We start from the raw sequence: 18,093 nt of genomic DNA on the forward strand, positions 1-18,093 counted from the left end.
TCCTTTGGAGGGAGACGCAGCGAGCGTCTCGGAAGGTCTCTTGGTGTGAATGAACAGCTTGTATTGGTTGGAAGAGTCAACGAGCTAGTCAAAAAGAATGCTTGAAATCGATTTTTACCTCCTTATGCTCTGTTTTGATGAGATGCAAAATAATGTAAACGATACCCAATTCGGGTTATGTATATTCCCATTTCCCGTTTGTCCGACAATTATTCATTATGTGAAAGAAATCATGATAATAATTTCGTGAACTCCTTTGTTGCCATCCGTGTCGTTCATGAGAAAAAGCTTGTTTTATCTTTAAATTTGTCGAGAAGAGTCGGGTAGTTTACTAGCATCGACGCATCTTTTGCGCATTCCAACCCACACCACGAACGAACAACTCAGACTCTTGGAGGTGCGAACTACCATGGCAACACTTGTGAACGTGTATCGGAAGAATCAACGGAATTTGCTGTTCTTATGTCTCGACATCTTGATCGTCTCATTTGTGCTCTATGCGACGTTTGAATTGCTGTTCTCGACGATTACGTCGTACGCAGCGCTCGAATCGAGCGAAATGTTGATGATGGTCGGTATCAAAATCATCAGCTTCAGTCTCGTCGGGACGGTGTTAAAAATCCATCGTATCGACTGGCGTTACGCCTCGGTCCATGAGATGAAACAAGTCGCCATCGCCTTACTGAGCAGTGACTTGGTGTTGTACGCCTACAACCAATTTCACTTCGGGGCAGGGCTCGGCATGATCATCGCCGTCCAAGGGTTGCTCGCCTTCAACTTGATTTTGTTCACGCGATTCTTGGCCCGCAACCACGTATTCGATGTGTTCAAACCGCACTCCAATCACCCAGGACGAAAAGCACTCATCATCGGTGCCGGTGATTCGGGCCAGTTGATCGTCCGTGAGTTGAAAGAACATCGGACGACCGTCCTCTGCGTTGTCGGTCTACTCGATGACAACCCGCACCTACAGTCGCTTTACGTGCACGGTGTTCCAGTGCTCGGGGTGACGGACGATTTAGAGCGCATCATCCAAGAGCACGGGATTGAAGTCGTGATTTTGGCCATCCCAAGCCTGTCCTATGCGCGACGCCTTGCCTTGCTCAAACGGATTGAGAAGACGGGTGCTGAGTCCCATGCGTTACCGATGATCTCGGAGCTCGCGACCGGGAAGGTCTCCATCAGTGAAATCCGCGAAGTGAAAATCGAAGACTTGCTAGGCCGAGAACCGGTCCAGTTGGACATATCTGGAATTTCTAGTCATGTGGAAGGAGCGACGGTACTCGTCACGGGTGCCGGCGGATCAATCGGTTCGGAACTGTGCCGTCAGCTCATCAAATTTGCCCCGGCTGAAATGATTCTCCTCGGTCACGGCGAGAACAGTATTTACTTGATTGAACGAGAGCTGCGCGAACTCGGGACGGACACGGTGCTTTATCCCGTCATCGGTGATGTGCAGGATGAGGCCCGGCTTGAAGAAGTGTTCCGGATGTATAAACCGGACATCGTCTATCACGCCGCCGCCCACAAACACGTTCCGCTCATGGAAGACAATCCGCTCGAAGCCGTTAAAAACAACATTTACGGGACGAAACATATGGTCGACGTCGCGGCCCGTCACAAAGTGAATCGCTTCATCATGATCTCGACGGACAAGGCGGTCAATCCGACGAACGTGATGGGTTCGACGAAACGAATCGCCGAAATGGTCGTCCAAGAGAAAGCTCGTTCCAGTGATACGATTTTTGCGGTCGTCCGCTTCGGTAACGTCCTCGGCAGCCGTGGCTCGGTCGTCCCGCTGTTTAAAGAACAAATTCTACGCGGAGGTCCGATCACCGTCACCGATCCCGAGATGACCCGTTACTTCATGACCATCCCGGAAGCGAGTCGTCTCGTCATTCAAGCGAGCGTCTTATCGCGAGGTGGTGAAGTGTTCGTGCTCGATATGGGTGCTCCGGTCAAAATCATCGATTTGGCGAAGAAAATGATCGAGTTGAGCGGTTTCACGACCGACCAGATTGGAATCGAGGTCACCGGGATTCGTCCTGGTGAGAAGTTATACGAAGAACTGCTGGACGAAAGTGAGCTCGGTTCGGAAGCGAACGTCTTCCCAAAAATCTTTGTCGGTCGGACCCGGCCGTTCAAGACCGTCTCCTCCGTCTTGCATTTGATTGAAACGTTCCGTGATGACCGTGACGCGTTGATGTATCTGTTGCTGTTCATCGCCAACAGCGACGACCTCGATCGAGACGTCGAACGGCTGTTCACACACGGGGTGAAACGGATGCGTCCTCATATCGCCGCATCACGTCTCGCCGATGGGAACTGAACGCCACTACGAGCGAGGAGGGGAGAACGATGGTCGATCAAACAGTGCTCATCGTCGGCGTCGCCAGCTTTCAAGGATTCCATCTGGCACGTCGACTGTTACAGGAAGGGTTTGACGTCGTCGGAATCGACGATGAAGGGCGGCACAAGACGAGAATTGCCAAACAACGTCTCTACGTCCTGACGCACCCGCAGTTTCAGTTGATTCGTACGACACTCGCGAACAAGACGGTCATGCGCAGCATCTTGAAGCGACATGAACCACGCCACATCATCTTATGTTCGACCCGTACCGTCGACGACCCGCTCGAACGATATGAGTTGATGAAGCGGTATATCGGGCTGCATACGACACGAGTCCCGCTCGAGTCGTTCATCACGTTCGACCTCCCGGTAAAGGAAGTGAGCGAAGAAGATCCTGCCATCCACTTATTCACGGAAGACGTCTTCGGACCTTGGGATGACGCCTCGACACTCGTGTCCAAAGCGATTGTCGCGGTCGACCGCGGCGTCCGTCTTTCCGGTTATTATGCGACGGACATCATCAACGTCTCCTATATCGATGACGTCGTCGAGTCGGTCGTTCGGCTATTGCGTTTGGTTCAAACGGGACTGTCGCCCGTCGGCTACTTTCAAATTCCAGCCTCGGACTACGTGACCGTTCAAACGTTACTGTCCGATATCGGGCACATCCTCAACAAATCAGCCAAGACGTCGTTGCCGATGCGCACATCCGTGCTCCGGCAGTCGAACATTCCGACGCTCGATACCTTAGTCGGTTTCAGCCCGAGTACATCGCTATTTGAAGGGCTCGAGCAAGTCGTCGACTGGTATATCTCGTATAAAAACATGATGAAGGAGGGCATCAAATGAACATCTTATTATCAAAGCCGCATATGTCCGGACGTGAGATGGCTTATATCGAAGAGGCGTTCGCAAGCAATTGGATTGCGCCGCTCGGCCCGAACGTCAATGCGTTTGAAGCGGAAGTGGCTGCATATGCGGACCATCCTCACGCCTTGGCGACAAGTTCGGGCACGGCCGCCCTCCATTTAGCGCTACTTACTCTCGGCGTCGGGACAAATGACACAGTCTTCTGTCAATCGCTCACGTTCGTGGCATCGGTCAACCCGATCCGTTATGTCGGGGCGATCCCGGTCTTTATCGATTCGGAAACGACGACGTGGAACATGTCGCCGGACGCGCTCCGGAAAGCGTTCGTCCAAGCGGCGACGAAAGGGAAACTTCCGAAAGCAGTCATCGTCGTGCATCTCTATGGCGTCGTCGCGAAAATAGGTGAGATTCGCCACATTTGCCGCGAGTATGGTGTCCCGTTGATTGAAGATGCGGCCGAATCACTAGGTTCGACATGGCACGGGCAGATGACGGGCACGATCGGCGACATCGGCTTCTATTCGTTCAACGGCAACAAAATCATCACGACCTCAGGCGGCGGCATGCTCATGGTGCCGAATGCGGAAACGAAACAGTTAGCGCTCAAGTTGGCCACGCAAGCCCGGGAAGACGCGCCGCATTATGAGCATGAACAAGTCGGTTACAACTATCGATTGAGCAATGTCTCGGCCGGCATTGGTCGGGGACAGCTCGAAGTGATTGAACAGCGCGTCCAAGCGAGACGTCGCGTCTTCGCCCGCTACGAGCGCATGTTCCGGCAACTTGGGACGACATATCAACAAGAGGTCCCATATTCACGGGCCAACCGTTGGCTCACGGCCATGCAATTGGACCAAACCGACTTGCATCGTGACACATTGATGCAGCGGCTCGCCACGGCCGGGATTGAATCGCGTCCCGTCTGGAAGCCGATGCACTTACAGCCCGTTTACCGCGATGCGGAATACGTGTCGGTCGACGGAGAAGACGTCAGTCGCCGACTCTTCGAAAACGGCATCTGTCTTCCGTCGGGATCTGATTTGACGCTCGGAGAACAACAGCAAGTCATCCAGACGGTACTCGATACACGTACAATCGTGACCGAACAAAGTGTCTGAGGAGGACGAACGATGAACCGGGAAGCAGAGATTATCCAGTCGCTTCGAGCCGCTGCATCTCTGACTCCGACCCTCACTGTCAAACAATATCAGCTCTGGAGCCGAGACCGAGACGTCCCGACGTTCCTCGACGTTCTCAATTTTTATGGGTCATGGACCGGCGCGTTAAAAGCGGCCGGGCTCGTCGAATCCCGCAAACAGTATACCCAACAAGAACTCATCGCTGCGCTTCGGCTCGCACTTGAACAGGAAGGGAGATTGACGAGCACCCACTATCAACAGTGGGCCAAAGGTCAAGTTGCCCCTTCCCTAGGTGATATTATTTCCCACTTCGGGTCTTGGAGTCTGGCCGTGAAAACGGTTGAGCGTTTAGAAGAACTCCATTTTACCGTCCAACCAGAACGTGAAAAAGCAGAAATCGTCCAATCGTTACTCGAAGCAAGCCGGGTCGTGGTCCCATTCAACGCCGTCACGTATCAGAAATGGGCCAAACAACATAAACGACCGAGTGTTGCCAAAATATCGCGGCGGTATGGCTCTTGGAAACGGGCACTCGCCGAGTTGGAGCTTCGTGAGTCGTGTGATGGAAAGAAGTGAACATGGAGGAGGAATCGCGATGAACGGAGCATTTGTCATCTCGTTAGATTTCGAATTGAACTGGGGCACGTTTGACGGCACGACGATCGAGGCGTATGGCGAGAATCTACTCGGGGTACGGCAAGTCGTTCCAAGCCTGCTCGACTTGTTCGCCGCGCATCAGATTCATGTGACGTGGGCGACCGTCGGCTTCCTGTTCTATGAGACGAAAGCGGAACTGTTGAAAGACTTGCCGACGATTCAGCCGGCGTACCGTCATCCCGAATATTCTTCGTACAACTGGATGCAGCACGTCGGGGCGGACGAGGCGACCGATCCGTATCACTTCGGTAAGTCACTCGTCGATCAAATCATCGCTACCCCTGGCCAAACGATTGGAACTCATACGTATTGTCATCTCTCTTGTCTCGAGGAAGGTGTGACCATCGAGGCGTTCAAGGCCGACCTTGAGGCGGCGAAGCGTGTGGCGGCGCGGCGGGATGTCCCGATTCAAAGTATCGTCTATCCACGTAATCAATCGAGTCCGGCGCATTTCAAGGCAGCTCAAGAAGTCGGAATCGATGTCTATCGGGGCAATGAGACCCATTACATTTATCGGGCCGATGCGAGAGGGGATGAGGGGTTAGGCCGACGGGCCCTTCGACTGTTGGACGCCTACGTGAACTTGACCGGGCATCACACCGTCTCATGGGAATCCATTCGACAGTCGTCTCCGTATAACGTGCCTTCGAGCCGCTTCCTCCGTCCGTACGTGTCGGCGCTCCGCTTCCTCGACCGTCTCAAATTGCGTCGTATCAAGCGCAGCATGACGCATGCGGCCAAGACCGGACAAGTGTTCCATCTCTGGTGGCACCCGCATAACTTCGGGAAGCACTTATCGGAAAATATGGCGATGTTGAGCGAAATCGTCGCTCATTATGAGAAGCTCCACCAGACATACCAATTCGAAAGTTTATCGATGGAAGAAGTGGCTGACCGGTGCCGCCCGGTCGTCGTCTCGACGCAGGAGCGTCACGGATGAGCGTTGTTTTAGGAAAATGGAAGGAGGGAAACGCCATGGGCCGACCAATCGTGTTACTTGTCGGGGAACATCGCACATCCGCCTACGTCTATCAGGCGATTCGCAATCTAGGGGTGACCCATGTGATTCGAGAAGATGGTCCGAGCGAGCATCGACCCGAATCGCTCAACCATTGGCTGACACACGCTTATGTCCGGTCGATGGCGCCTCTCATGCGCGTATCCAGCCGGGCCCGGATTCGAGAATTGAAAGGTCGCTATCCGTTGAACGACGAGCCGATTCCGTTCCATCACATCCTGCGAGTCACTTCGTTAAACGATGCGAAGACGACGATGTGGCTCGATCGTCTCGACCCACAACTGATCGTCACCCATGAGACGGGACCGATTGACCCGAGTGTCCTCGCTCGATTCGATTGTCCGGTGCTGACGGTCAAACCGACGATCGCCGAAGGGCAGATTGAGGCATACTGGGCGTTTCGGGCCAAACCGGACGTCTGTGAGGCACGAATCGAACAGTGGACCGAGCGGGGCTGGTCTGTGGTCGACCGGGCCGTGCTCTATATCGGTGGGACGGATAACTTTGCCACGTACCCGTATTTACAGCTCACGACAGCGCTCCCGCTCCTGAGACGGCAAATCGAGTTGCTGTTAAAGGAAGATGTCTATGACCGCCGAACGGCGAAATAACGGCCAAAGCGCGATGCTTTGGCCGTTTAGCTTTGGGTGATGCAATAGTGTTGGATGGCGTCATTATAGTAGACGGCAAGTCCTGGGGCGTACCTGTCATAAAACGCGGTGAAACGCTCGTCCATGACGTACATCTGTCCGAGTCCGCTGAACATGTCGAGCGAGCAGTCATAGAACTGGTCGTTGATGAACATGTGGTTCGCCTGGACGGCCGCTTGGACACGTGGGTCTTCGACCGGGACACCGGCCGTGAACAAGTCGACGAGCGGTTTGACGAGATCGACTTGCTGTTGACTGAGAGCTTCCCAGTCTTCTTTCGAGCGCTTGTCGGCGCGCGTACGTGACGTCTTGTACGCCTCGCTCTCGCCCCAACGCTCCACGACCTCGGGTTCGTGTTTCGCTTCATGGGCTTTCAGTTCGTCAAACGACAGGCCGTTGAACAACGATTTGTCTTCCATTGAAATTCCTCCTCTCAGTGAGGTGAGCGTCGATTCCGCCGTCTCGGCGAGTGTCGCGAAATAGGCGGCCTTCGCGCGCAGGGCGGTCACCTGCTCCTCGAGGGCACGGGTCCGATCGAACGGTTCGGCTTCGAGCAACGCCTGAATCGTCTCGAGTGGAAAGTCGAGCGAGCGATATAGCAGAATCGACTGTAAACGCTCGGCGTCATGTGACGAGTAACGGCGATACCCGTTGGCGTCACGCTCGGCAACAAGCAGACCGACCGCATCATAGTGCCGTAGCGTCCGTGTGGTCGTGCCGGCGAGCGTGGCGAGCTGTTGAATCGTATACATGTCCTCACCTCCTTGGATTCAGCGTACACGTTGACGTCGCGTCAAGGTCAAGCCTCTTTTTCAAACAAAGAAAAACCATCCCGTTCGCCGATGTACCGGAAGCCGAAGCGGGGATAATAGGCGTTCAAAAAAGAGTTCGTGGCGACGCAGTCGAGGCGAATCCGGTCCGACGTTGCTGCGAGTGCATGACGCATCAGCTGTTCGCCGATTTGTTGGCCTTTCATTCGGTCGTCGACGACGAGCCGATGTAAATAGACGGCCCCCCGGGAATCGTCCCATAAATTCTCATCCCAAGCCGTCGGCGGAATCAAACTGACCGACCCGGTGATGGTTCCATTTGTTTCATATACATACACGGTCCCGTTCGTGACGTCATGAGTCACAAAATCGGTCCGGCTCGGTTCCAAATATTTCACCCATTGCGTTTTTCCGGCTGCCTGAAAAGCTTGGGCTTTCTGTAAAATTAGTTGATCGATTGCCGAAAGATCGGCCTGTGTGGCCAAACGAATCATATAAGTCGCCTCACTTTCATTTCATTTCAAATTCGTGTAGGGTACACGGTGAGTAAGCTGTTGAAACACTCTTTGTATTGATTTCGAATTTTTGTTAAGATAAACGTAGTGCATCGTGCAAACGATTGCGCTAATGCGATATAGAGAGAACAGCACTGATATTAGTATATAGGATGCGCAGTGAGTTTAGGGATAAGGGAGTATCATTGAGACATGCAACTTTTACAACGTGACCAACACACACAAACGAAAACACTGAAACGAAACTGGTGGAAAGAAGCCGTCGCTTATCAAATCTACCCGCGCAGCTTCTACGATGCGAACGGCGATGGAATCGGCGACATCCAAGGCATCATCGATAAGCTCGACTATTTGAAAGACCTCGGCGTCGACGTCATCTGGATTTGTCCGATGTATAAGTCGCCGAATGATGACAACGGCTATGACATTAGCGACTATCAGGACATCATGGACGAGTTCGGATCGATGGAAGATTTCGATCGACTGTTGACGGAAGTCCATGCACGCGGCATGAAGTTGTTGCTCGACCTCGTCGTCAACCATACGTCGGACGAGCACCCATGGTTCATCGAATCGAAGAGCTCGAAAGACAATCCGAAGCGTGACTGGTACATTTGGCGTGACGGCAAACCCGACGGCTCGAAACCGAACAACTGGGAGTCAATCTTTGGCGGGTCGGCCTGGGAGTTCGATGAGACGACGGAGCAATACTTCTTGCACGTCTTCTCGAAGAAACAACCGGACCTGAACTGGGAGAACGCCGAGATGCGCCAGACGATCTATAACATGATCAACTGGTGGCTCGACAAAGGCATCGACGGCTTCCGTGTCGATGCAATCAGCCACATCCGCAAACATCCATCGTTCGGCGATTTGCCGAACCCAGAAGGCCTCGACTTCGTGCCATCGTTCGAGATGCACATGAACGTCGATGGGATTCACGGTTATTTGGAAGAGCTTCGCGACGAGACGTTCAACAAGCACGACATCATGACGGTCGGGGAAGCGAACGGCGTGTCGCCTGACGACGCCCACCTTTGGGTCGGCGAGAAGGAAGGCAAGATGAACATGGTGTTCCAATTCGAACACATGGGTCTCTGGCGTGAAGACGCCGAGTCGAAGCTCGACGTCGTCCACTTGAAGAACGTCCTGACGAAATGGCAAAAAGGTCTCGAAGAAGACGGCTGGAACGCCCTCTATGTCGAGAACCACGATCAGACACGGACCGTGTCGTCATGGGGTGATGACGAGCGCTATTGGAAAGAGAGCGCGAAATCGATTGCGATGATGTATTTCCTCATGCAAGGGACGCCGTTCATCTATCAAGGCCAAGAGATCGGCATGACGAACGTGAAGTTCGACTCGATCGACCAGTACGACGATATCGCGACACGCAACCGCTATTACATCGGTCTCGAACATGGCAAGAGCCATGAGGAGATGATGGACATCACGTGGAACTCGTCACGTGATAACACGCGCACACCGATGCAGTGGAGCGATGCCCCGAACGCGGGCTTCACGTTCGCCGAGACGCCTTGGTTCGGCATCAACCCGAACTACACGGACATCAACGTCGACGCCCAGCTCGAAGACGACGACTCGATTCTCAACTTCTATAAAGAGATGATTCGTCTTCGCAAGCAAGACGAGACGTTCGTTTACGGGACGTATGACATCGTCTTGCCGGAGCACCCGGAGATTTACGCGTACACGCGCACGCTCGGTGACTCGCAATACCTCGTCATGACGAACTTGACGGGCAAAGAAGCCATCTTTGCGACGGAGCTCACGCTTCGCTCGGAAGACGTCGTCTTGCAAAACATGCCGCTCGAGCCGCATGATGAGACGACACTCGTCCACTTGAAGCCGTTCGAGGGGCGCGTCTATAAAATGAGTTAATCGAAGACAGGGACATTCCCTGTCTTTTTTTTTGCGTACAGGGAAATGACGAGAGAGCACGAATTCATATATAGACAAGACGAGGAGGGGTTGGAATGAGACTGTTACTGACGTCGGCCGGGATTAAAAATGACCGGATTAAACAAGCGTTACTCGAGTTGTTAGGGAAACCGATTGAGGAGTGTACCGCCCTGTGCATCCCGACCGCGATTTACGCGTTGCCGGGTGGGACGAATCACGCGTGGGACTTTTTCAACGGTGATTTCTCGACGCCGATGTGTGAGTTAGGGTGGAAGTCGGTCGGGGTCCTCGAATTGAGTGCCCTCCCAAGCCTTGATGAAACGGTGTGGAGACCGGCGTTCGACGAGGCGGATGTGTTGTTGGTCAACGGAGGCGACCCCCTGTTCTTGCATTATTGGATGCAGCAGTCCGGTGTCGCGCAGCTGTTACCGGATTGGAATGGCGTCTATGTCGGTTTGAGTGCCGGCAGCATGGTTATGACCCCGAGAATCGGGGAGGCGTTTGTCGGTTGGCAGGCGCCAGGCGTGCAAAGCGATGAGACGCTAGGCTACGTCGATTTTTCGATTTTCCCTCACCTCGATCATGAGATGTTGCCGGAGAACACGTCCGAGCATGCGACCGAATGGGCAGGCATGTTGGCTGGGCCGAGCTACGCCATCGATGACGAGACGGCGATTCGAGTCGTCGACGGTCGTGTAGACGTGATTTCGGAAGGGAATTGGCTGAAGTTTTAACGAAACGAACGGCCGCGGATGATCACATCCGCGGTCTTTTGCTTGAAGCGGACTTCTTGCACGCGCATAATATAAAATTGATCGGGCCCGACGTGTGAAGCGCGTGCGAACCGGGAAAGAAAAAGTTACCGATTCCGGACCGTTCGCGAGATATGGTACGATTGGACAGCGGAAAGGGGAATCATCATGGCAATTGAACCGAAACGCGTACGTGTGCGCCAAAAGACGACGATCAGTGAGATCGCGGAACCGATCGAGCTGCAAGCCGAGGGGCTCTATTATGAATTGAAGACCGGCTTCATCTTGACGTTCGATCAAGAACGGGAAGACGGTGTCGTTCCGACGACAATCAAATATACGACAGGCCGGCTCGCGCTCATCTGTAAAGGACCGATCGAGATGAATCATTCCTTTATCGAAGGACGTTTGACGCAAAGCCTATATAAAAACCCATATATGTCGATGACGATGGCGACGACGACAGAGCGACTCGATGTCGCGGACGGCCGTTGCCGCTTCGTCTACGAGTTATCGATGAACGAAGACGTGGCGGGAAATTATGACGTCGACGTCACATGGACGTTTGAAGGAGGAGAGTTCGCATGAATTTTGCAGAACGCGTGAAAAAGATTGAAGAGATGTTGAACGAGGATTGGTTCGAGATGCTCGAGACGAACGAGGACGAGTATGAAGAGTGGCGTGGCCGCCTCGAGGACCATGCTGAGCAGGTCGTCGGGCACTATGACAACGAGACCGGTGTCGATATGGACTCGGTCGACAAGTTGCTCCAGTTGAACGATGAGTTCCCGCTTCTTTATGGAGAAGATACGGTCCGGCTTTACGTCGCGTTGATCGAGGCGCGGCCGGAAGACAAGTCGGTGTACGAACGCTATATCGATTATTTGGCGGCCATCGGTGACGCGACACATGAGGAATTTTTACGGTTCCACACGCTCGTCGAGGCTGGCCGTTTAGACGAGGCCCGTACGCTCGCCCCACAGATGCCAAAACGACTAGGATTAGAAGACTGACCCGCAATCGATTGCGGGTTTTTTGCTAGATGATTCTATGAAAAAGGCGACATCTCGTCACAGGAACGTCTGTTTTCAACGTGAATCGGCTTCGTTATGATGAAGAGAGACCAATCAATTAGGGGGACGTCAGATGCTACAGCTCGTCAAAACAACGATGGCGCAACAAGCGCAAGTACTCGAATTTTTAAAGGAGTGGCGGGAGCGGGAAGAGACGATCGTCCCGAACGCGGTCGACCGCGACGCGTCTGACTTTGCGTCGTACGTCAAACAGATTCGTGATAAAGAGATACGGGTGAACAACGTCAGTTGGGTGCCGAGCACGACGTATTGGCTGACGGACGGGGACGAGTTGCTTGGGGCAGCGAATATCCGCCACGAATTGAACGACAACCTCCTCAACTTTGGGGGCCACATCGGTTACGGCATCAAGCCGAGCGCACGTGGACGCGGTCTGGCAACGAAACAGCTCGAGCTCGCGCTCGAGAAAGCGAAAGAACTCGGGATTGAGCGGGCGTTGATTACGTGTGACCGGACGAACGTGGCGTCACGCCAAGTCATCTTGAATAACGGAGGAATACCGGACACACCGTTCACAGCGGAAGGCGGGAAAATCGTCGAGCGGTTTTGGATTGAACTGAAAGGATGACGTGAGATGGCGAATTGGATCGTGGTCTATTTAGCACTGATCAATTTTTGGGGAATCTATCTGTTTCCACGAGACCGGGTACCGTCTCAAAAATGGTTCTCGTTTTCGAGCGGGATCGCCATCACGTACTTTTTCATGTATCTCTTGCCGTCTTTGAATAAGCGGCAAGACACGCTCCGGGTCGAATGGCTCGACCTGGCCTTGCCGTCGGAGATTTATGTCATCAGCTTGCTCGGCTTCACCGTCTTTTATGGGACGATGCGTGTCGTTCGAACGCCACACTTCAAAGACGAGACGATTGATCAGAACGTGTCGTATTGGCTCCAAGTGACGCTGTTGACGGCATATATGTCGTTCTCGGCTTACGTCGTTACGGCATCATCCGTCACGTTCGTCGCCCGCAGCTTCTACGCAACGGCGCTCGGCGTCCACTTCCTCGCTGTCGGTCACGACTTGTATCGCCATTACGGGGAACGCTACCTTCGGCAAGGACGTTATTTGTTGAGCGGCGGCATCCTCATCGGCGGTTTCTTCTCCCGTTTCATCGATCTCGCCTCGCACGTCGAGGCCATCTTGTTCGCGTTTGTCGCCGGGGCGATGATTCTGAATATCGTCAAGTTCGAACTTCCAGCCGACCGCAACCTCCACTTCCGGACGTTCGTCCTCGCGGTCGTCGGGTATGGCGGCATCCTCTTATTCTTGAAGCATGTGCTCAATTTTTGACCCCTTCGATAAAAATGAATGACTGTTCATTCATTGTTTGATATACTGAATTCAAGATTGAATCCGTTTTCATAAGGGGGAGTTTTGGGGATGTCTACATTTTTAATCGTCAACTGGATTCTATTCTTGCTCGTCCTCGGCTATGGACTGTATTTGTTCGCCTCGCTGGTCTATCAGCGCTATACGTTCATCAAGCTCGGGAAGCAGGCAGAGTGGAGCCAAACGAATAAGGAACGGCTCGAACAGGTCATGATCAACGTGTTCGGCCAAAAGAAATTGTTAAAAGACAAGAAGAGCGGCATCATTCACGTCATGATGTTCTATGGGTTCATCCTCGTCCAGTTCGGGGCCATCGACTTCATCTGGAAAGGGCTTGCTGTCGGGACACGTTTCCCGCACATCCCGCTCGGTCCGCTCTATCCAATTTTCACGTTCATGCAAGAAATCGTCATGCTCATGATTCTTGTCGCGGTCGTTTGGGGATTCTACCGCCGTTACATCGAGAAGCTCGTGCGCTTGAAACGAAACTTCTTGGCCGGCCTCGCCCTCATCTTCATCGGTGGGCTGATGGTATCGGTCTTGTTCGGGAACGGGTTCTACCTCGTCTATAAGGAAGAACTTCCGATGTGGGGTGAACCGGTCGCGACGCTCATCGGTTCGGCGTTTGCTTGGGTACCGGGAGGGGTCGCCTTCGCCTTGTTCGTCGTCTTCTGGTGGCTTCATCTCTTGTTCTTGCTCAGCTTCATGATTTATATCCCGCAAGGCAAGCACGCCCACTTGATCGCCGGGACGCTCAACGTCTGGCTCGGACGGACGCACCAGGTCGGTCGTCTCGCTCCGGTCGATTTCTCGGCGATGGAAGAAGCCGAGGAGTCGGACGAAGAAGTCGTCTTCGGGGTCAATAAAATCGAAGACTTCAACCAAAAACAACTCGTCGATTTGTATGCCTGTGTCGAGTGCGGACGCTGTACGAACGTCTGCCCGGCGACCGGGACCGGTAAGATGCTGTCGCCGATGGACCTCATCGTCAAGCTGCGCGACCATATGAACATGAAAGGGGCCGCCGTCACCCGGAAGTCACCGTGGGCACCGGCGCTCTTGTTCCAAAACACACAAGGGGCCGAGATTGCCGCCGCGGCCCAAGACGGGCATATGCTCGTCGCCGATGAGTTGATTGGCAACGTCATCACCGAAGAAGAGATTTGGGCATGTACGACGTGCCGCAACTGTGAGGACCAATGTCCGGTCATGAACGAGCACGTCGACAAGATTATCGATTTGCGCCGTTACCTCGTCATGATGGAAGGCAAGATGGATCCAGAAGCGCAGCGTACAGTCGCCAATATCGAACGTCAAGGCAACCCGTGGGGGATGAACCGGAAAGAGCGCGAGAATTGGCGCAAAGACCGGGAAGAACTTGTCATCCCGACGGCAAAAGAGAAGAAAAAGGCCGGCGAAGAGTTCGAATTCCTCTTCTGGGTCGGGGCGATGGGCTCATACGACAGCCGTAGCCAAAAAGTCGCGCAAAGCTTTGCGAGCGTCTTGAACAAGGCCGGCGTCTCATTCGCCATCCTTGGTAACGAAGAGAAGAACTCAGGGGATACGCCACGCCGCATCGGGAACGAGCTGTTGTTCCAAGAGCTCGCCGAAGCGAACATCAAACTGTTCGAGAAGTATGGGGTCACGAAAATCGTCACGGTCGACCCGCACGCGTATAACACGTTCAAAAACGAGTATCCGGACTTTGGACTCACGGGTGTGAAAGTGTATCACCATACCGAGCTCCTCGCCGAGCTGCTCGATACGGGCCGTGTCAAACCGGACTTCTCCGTGAACGAGCGTGTCGTCTATCACGACTCATGTTATCTCGGACGCTATAACGGTATTTACGACGCCCCACGTTTCGTCTTGGAACGCATCCCAGGTGTCGAACTCGTCGAGGCGGAGCGGAACCGTGAGAACGGCATGTGCTGCGGCGCCGGTGGCGGTCTCATGTGGCAAGAAGAGAAAGTCGGGACGCGCGTTAACGTGGCCCGGACCGAGCAGTTGCTCGAGACGAAACCGACGGTCATCGGGTCGGCATGTCCGTACTGTTTGACGATGCTCTCGGACGGGACGAAAGCGAAAGAAGTCGATGAGACGGTCGGTACGTTCGACGTCGTCGAATTGCTTGATCGCTCCCTCGCTCCAATCGAAGTACCAGAACCGATTGTCCAATAAAAACAAGGCACGGTCCGCGGACCGTGCCTTGTTTGTCGTTAGTGCATCTCGGAAGTGGCCAATAAGGAAGACGTCAGGTGTGATAGTCCTTGCGTCGTCTCATTGATGGCCGAAATCGTCTCGACCATTTGGCCGAGGTCTTGCTTGTTTCGTTCGAACGACATGACGTAATTGCCCATCTCGTCTTTGACGGTCGAGAAGCCAGCTTTGACGGCACCGAGTTGACGCATTGCCTCGTCGTTCGTTCGATGCATCTGTCCCATTTGATCGAGCAGGGCGGCGATGTTCGCTTCATTCTCATGGATGAGGACGTTGATTTGACTGCTCAGCTGTTTTGCATTCTCGGCAAGCGTCCGCACTTCGGTCGCGACGACGGCGAAGCCTTTACCGTGTTCACCGGCTCGGGCCGCTTCGATTGATGCGTTCAACGCCAACAAGTTCGTCTGGTTGGCAATCTGTTCGATGCTCCGAGTCATGCTGACGATTTCTTGCGAGCCGTCCTTGAGCGCGGTGATGCGATCGAGCGAGGCGTCGACGTACGTCGCTGACTGTTTGAACTCGGATTCCATCTGTTCGATTTGCTCGCCGTTCGTATGCGTCAAGCTCATCAAGTGACGGCTCATCTTCTCCGTCTGCTCGGTCTCGGACAACACTTGATGGGCTCGCTTGCTCGTCTCGGACATGGCGTGACCGGTCTGCTCCATCGTCGTCGCGACTTCCGTGCTGACGCGACTGACATCGTTCAATAGCGTCGCTCGGGCGACGTTTGCCGATTCAATCTCATCGAGACGCGCATCGACGTACTGCTCAGTGACGATTTGGGCGTCCAAGTTCATCGCATGGGACAATGCGAGGAGCGATTCGGTCAATGTGGCCGGGTCGTGTTGATACGTCTCGACGATTTTTGGGACGAGCAACGTGTTGAAGGCGGAATACGTCGCGAGGAACCAGACGACTGGCACCGCGTAGTGGTGATGCGTCTGTCCCATCCGTTTGCGCATCGCGAGAAACTTGTCATCGATGTTCCCGGTCAATAGGCTCCGGAAGTAGTCAGCGAACACTTTTTTAAGCCGCTCACGTGTCGACGAGGCGTTGGCGATTTGGACCATCTCAGGCTGCAACATCAAGTGGTCGAGGACGTTTTCGAGGACATCGTCTAACACGGACTCGACGAGCGGGGCCATGTCTTGAAGTCGCTTCACTTGCGACGCCGTATAACCCATATAATGGGTGCGCCCGTTCAAATTTGGATCGGTCGGTCGTGCGGTCTTAGCCACATCAGGGAAGCCGATCGACGCGGTGTAGGCGGTAGGTTTTGATTTACGGAACAGTGCCATGTTTCATTCTCCTTTTTCTCGTACAGCTAAAATAGCGTTCTATTCTATATCGGCAAATATGTGAAAAAACTGAGGAGCTGATGTGTGATTCGAGAGGTTCTCGAATGGAAGGGGGCGGGAAAGAAGGAAAGGAGAGCGATTCAATCATTTTCTAGAAATGAGGTATCTTTAATGAAAAACACGGTCGTGTTATTGACGATTGTCAGTGCCCTCAGCAGTCAAATCTTGCCTCAAATTTTATTTTTGTCCATCATGGCGGTCGAAGACGGCGTCGGACGATTAATCCCGTTCATGATTTTTTACGTGGCGAGTATGTCGGGACTGCTTCTATGGGTGTACATCATTGGTCGCCTTGGCTCGAAACAGACATTCTTACTGGCGCTGACCGTCTTGGTGACCGGACTCATCTGCTTTTTGCTGCCGTTTGGCTGGGCGATCGAATTGAGCGCTTTTCTTGTCGGTGTCGGATCGATCGGTGTCGGGTCGATTATGACGACGATTTTGTCACAGCTGAAGGAACTGTCCACCACAGACGAGTCGACGGATCAGAAAGGGAGTTCGCTCCCGCTCGTACTCGCACTCGTTGCCTGGATCGTCATTTTCTCTTATGTGCTGACTCGATCATATGACGAGGCTGTCATCCTCTTCCTCGTCAGTCTGATCCTGCCTTGGCTGTTCGTGAGAAAGTTGCCGCTCGAGAAAACGGCGACGTGGGCATGGGCGACAGGGAAGTTCGTGCTTGCCTTCATCACCGTCACCGTGTTCACGTTGGTGAGCCGTCTCCTCAGCCTGTTGGAAGGGGCGAGCGGGTATGTGGAAATCTTTTTATTGATGATTATTTTGCTCGGCTACGTCGGGTGGGTATTGTTCCAGGAGCGGACGAGAACGTACGTCAGTGCCACCCGGACGCGCCAAGTTCAACTGCTCGCGTTCGTCGTCGGGTTGTTCGGCGGCTGGACGTTGATTGGCGCCGTATTCATCAGTCTGGCCCTATATTCGTTTCAAGTGCTCTTATTCTACGTGTTCATGCCGTTCTTGGCGGGCGTCATCGGCTGGATATTATTGAACCGTGTGTTCGACGTGGCGCGTCATCCTTACTACGTCCTGCTCGTCACGTCGCTGCTATTCTTCCTCGGATTCTTGGAGCCGCTCGTGTTCATCCCGGTCCTGTTTGTGAGTGGGTACGTCCAGACGATGTATGCGAGTGCGGGTCATGTCTATCTATATGCATCGTATGGGGACAATAAAGAGTTCGCCTCGCTGCTCTTGCAACTATGGAAACGGTTCGGGATGGTCGTCGCGTATTCCGCGCTCATGGTTGGATTGCTCGGCTACGGCCTATATACTGGCCAGTCCGTCAATGCAGAGTTGTCCTTCAAAGTCCCGCGCGGTTGGATGCTCGGGGTGCTCGGTTTGACGTGGATCTTCAACGTCGGATTGATTACGCTCTATTGGTTACGCATCCAAAAAACCGTTGAAACTTCAAAATAATTTCCTCTAGCTTT

The 18,093-nt window shown here is 53.6% G+C and carries 17 protein-coding genes; 14 read left to right on the forward strand and 3 right to left on the reverse strand.

The window, feature by feature from the left end:
- Positions 1-409: 409 nt before the first annotated feature.
- The 6 genes from ACZ2GZ_RS02025 to ACZ2GZ_RS02050 are packed head-to-tail and all read left to right on the forward strand — an operon-like array spanning position 410 to position 6,647.
- On the forward strand, positions 410-2,329 hold the full coding sequence (locus tag ACZ2GZ_RS02025) for a polysaccharide biosynthesis protein (protein ID WP_029594639.1): 1,920 nt from the start codon (positions 410-412) through the stop codon (positions 2,327-2,329).
- A 29-nt stretch (positions 2,330-2,358) separates the two neighbouring features.
- Positions 2,359-3,201, forward strand: coding sequence for an NAD-dependent epimerase/dehydratase family protein (locus ACZ2GZ_RS02030; protein ID WP_029594640.1), 843 nt, complete (start codon positions 2,359-2,361; stop codon positions 3,199-3,201).
- Positions 3,198-4,340 carry a DegT/DnrJ/EryC1/StrS family aminotransferase gene (locus ACZ2GZ_RS02035; RefSeq protein ID WP_029594641.1) on the forward strand — a complete coding sequence of 381 codons (1,143 nt, stop codon included), beginning with the start codon at positions 3,198-3,200 and terminating at the stop codon, positions 4,338-4,340. The genes ACZ2GZ_RS02030 and ACZ2GZ_RS02035 overlap by 4 nt, the downstream gene beginning before the upstream one ends.
- A gap of 12 nt (positions 4,341-4,352) precedes the next feature.
- Positions 4,353-4,937, forward strand: a complete 585-nt coding sequence (locus tag ACZ2GZ_RS02040) for a hypothetical protein (protein ID WP_021066075.1) — start codon at positions 4,353-4,355, stop codon at positions 4,935-4,937.
- A 19-nt stretch (positions 4,938-4,956) separates the two neighbouring features.
- A complete protein-coding gene (locus tag ACZ2GZ_RS02045; protein WP_035385634.1) occupies positions 4,957-5,958 on the forward strand; it encodes a polysaccharide deacetylase family protein in 1,002 nt (333 codons plus the stop codon).
- 35 nt (positions 5,959-5,993) lie between these two features.
- A complete protein-coding gene (locus ACZ2GZ_RS02050; RefSeq protein ID WP_029594643.1) occupies positions 5,994-6,647 on the forward strand; it encodes a hypothetical protein in 654 nt (217 codons plus the stop codon).
- 26 nt (positions 6,648-6,673) lie between these two features.
- Here ACZ2GZ_RS02050 and ACZ2GZ_RS02055 read toward each other — a convergent pair whose 3' ends face one another.
- The gene (locus ACZ2GZ_RS02055; protein WP_029594644.1) at positions 6,674-7,438 is read right to left on the reverse strand and encodes a MerR family transcriptional regulator; all 765 of its coding nucleotides are present in this window, start codon (positions 7,436-7,438) and stop codon (positions 6,674-6,676) included.
- A 47-nt stretch (positions 7,439-7,485) separates the two neighbouring features.
- Positions 7,486-7,950 carry a GNAT family N-acetyltransferase gene (locus ACZ2GZ_RS02060; RefSeq protein WP_029594645.1) on the reverse strand — a complete coding sequence of 155 codons (465 nt, stop codon included), beginning with the start codon at positions 7,948-7,950 and terminating at the stop codon, positions 7,486-7,488.
- Positions 7,951-8,163: 213 nt separating this feature from the next.
- Between ACZ2GZ_RS02060 and ACZ2GZ_RS02065 the strand changes: the two genes are divergently transcribed.
- The 7 genes from ACZ2GZ_RS02065 (at position 8,164) to ACZ2GZ_RS02095 (ending at position 15,251) form a co-directional block, all read left to right on the forward strand.
- Positions 8,164-9,873 carry a glycoside hydrolase family 13 protein gene (locus ACZ2GZ_RS02065; protein ID WP_285800917.1) on the forward strand — a complete coding sequence of 570 codons (1,710 nt, stop codon included), beginning with the start codon at positions 8,164-8,166 and terminating at the stop codon, positions 9,871-9,873.
- 95 nt (positions 9,874-9,968) lie between these two features.
- Positions 9,969-10,628, forward strand: a complete 660-nt coding sequence (locus tag ACZ2GZ_RS02070; protein ID WP_214714466.1) for a Type 1 glutamine amidotransferase-like domain-containing protein — start codon at positions 9,969-9,971, stop codon at positions 10,626-10,628.
- A gap of 186 nt (positions 10,629-10,814) precedes the next feature.
- Entirely contained in the window at positions 10,815-11,234 is a 420-nt protein-coding gene (locus tag ACZ2GZ_RS02075) for a YwiB family protein (RefSeq protein ID WP_021066081.1), read from the forward strand.
- Positions 11,231-11,659 carry a hypothetical protein gene (locus ACZ2GZ_RS02080; RefSeq protein ID WP_021066082.1) on the forward strand — a complete coding sequence of 143 codons (429 nt, stop codon included), beginning with the start codon at positions 11,231-11,233 and terminating at the stop codon, positions 11,657-11,659. Before ACZ2GZ_RS02075 ends, ACZ2GZ_RS02080 begins: the two co-directional genes overlap by 4 nt.
- A gap of 133 nt (positions 11,660-11,792) precedes the next feature.
- Positions 11,793-12,308, forward strand: a complete 516-nt coding sequence (locus ACZ2GZ_RS02085) for a GNAT family N-acetyltransferase (RefSeq protein WP_029594648.1) — start codon at positions 11,793-11,795, stop codon at positions 12,306-12,308.
- A gap of 6 nt (positions 12,309-12,314) precedes the next feature.
- Complete coding sequence (locus ACZ2GZ_RS02090; RefSeq protein ID WP_029594649.1) at positions 12,315-13,031, forward strand: hypothetical protein; 717 nt, start codon at positions 12,315-12,317, stop codon at positions 13,029-13,031.
- A gap of 90 nt (positions 13,032-13,121) precedes the next feature.
- Positions 13,122-15,251, forward strand: a complete 2,130-nt coding sequence (locus tag ACZ2GZ_RS02095) for a (Fe-S)-binding protein (protein WP_021066085.1) — start codon at positions 13,122-13,124, stop codon at positions 15,249-15,251.
- 38 nt (positions 15,252-15,289) lie between these two features.
- Here the strand turns inward: ACZ2GZ_RS02095 and ACZ2GZ_RS02100 are convergent, their stop codons facing one another.
- A complete protein-coding gene (locus tag ACZ2GZ_RS02100; RefSeq protein WP_214714464.1) occupies positions 15,290-16,588 on the reverse strand; it encodes a methyl-accepting chemotaxis protein in 1,299 nt (432 codons plus the stop codon).
- A gap of 171 nt (positions 16,589-16,759) precedes the next feature.
- Between ACZ2GZ_RS02100 and ACZ2GZ_RS02105 the strand changes: the two genes are divergently transcribed.
- Complete coding sequence (locus ACZ2GZ_RS02105) at positions 16,760-18,079, forward strand: hypothetical protein (RefSeq protein WP_214714462.1); 1,320 nt, start codon at positions 16,760-16,762, stop codon at positions 18,077-18,079.
- Positions 18,080-18,093: the final 14 nt, after the last annotated feature.

Source organism: Exiguobacterium sp. KKT215 (assembly GCF_055635335.1).

Coding starts and splice junctions, on each gene's coding strand:
- ACZ2GZ_RS02025 (WP_029594639.1), top strand. CDS start 410: ATGGCAACACTTGTGAACGTGTATCGGAAGAATCAACGGAATTTGCTG.
- ACZ2GZ_RS02030 (WP_029594640.1), top strand. CDS start 2,359: ATGGTCGATCAAACAGTGCTCATCGTCGGCGTCGCCAGCTTTCAAGGA.
- ACZ2GZ_RS02035 (WP_029594641.1), top strand. CDS start 3,198: ATGAACATCTTATTATCAAAGCCGCATATGTCCGGACGTGAGATGGCT.
- ACZ2GZ_RS02040 (WP_021066075.1), top strand. CDS start 4,353: ATGAACCGGGAAGCAGAGATTATCCAGTCGCTTCGAGCCGCTGCATCT.
- ACZ2GZ_RS02045 (WP_035385634.1), top strand. CDS start 4,957: ATGAACGGAGCATTTGTCATCTCGTTAGATTTCGAATTGAACTGGGGC.
- ACZ2GZ_RS02050 (WP_029594643.1), top strand. CDS start 5,994: ATGGGCCGACCAATCGTGTTACTTGTCGGGGAACATCGCACATCCGCC.
- ACZ2GZ_RS02055 (WP_029594644.1), bottom strand. CDS start 7,438: ATGTATACGATTCAACAGCTCGCCACGCTCGCCGGCACGACCACACGG.
- ACZ2GZ_RS02060 (WP_029594645.1), bottom strand. CDS start 7,950: ATGATTCGTTTGGCCACACAGGCCGATCTTTCGGCAATCGATCAACTA.
- ACZ2GZ_RS02065 (WP_285800917.1), top strand. CDS start 8,164: ATGCAACTTTTACAACGTGACCAACACACACAAACGAAAACACTGAAA.
- ACZ2GZ_RS02070 (WP_214714466.1), top strand. CDS start 9,969: ATGAGACTGTTACTGACGTCGGCCGGGATTAAAAATGACCGGATTAAA.
- ACZ2GZ_RS02075 (WP_021066081.1), top strand. CDS start 10,815: ATGGCAATTGAACCGAAACGCGTACGTGTGCGCCAAAAGACGACGATC.
- ACZ2GZ_RS02080 (WP_021066082.1), top strand. CDS start 11,231: ATGAATTTTGCAGAACGCGTGAAAAAGATTGAAGAGATGTTGAACGAG.
- ACZ2GZ_RS02085 (WP_029594648.1), top strand. CDS start 11,793: ATGCTACAGCTCGTCAAAACAACGATGGCGCAACAAGCGCAAGTACTC.
- ACZ2GZ_RS02090 (WP_029594649.1), top strand. CDS start 12,315: ATGGCGAATTGGATCGTGGTCTATTTAGCACTGATCAATTTTTGGGGA.
- ACZ2GZ_RS02095 (WP_021066085.1), top strand. CDS start 13,122: ATGTCTACATTTTTAATCGTCAACTGGATTCTATTCTTGCTCGTCCTC.
- ACZ2GZ_RS02100 (WP_214714464.1), bottom strand. CDS start 16,588: ATGGCACTGTTCCGTAAATCAAAACCTACCGCCTACACCGCGTCGATC.
- ACZ2GZ_RS02105 (WP_214714462.1), top strand. CDS start 16,760: ATGAAAAACACGGTCGTGTTATTGACGATTGTCAGTGCCCTCAGCAGT.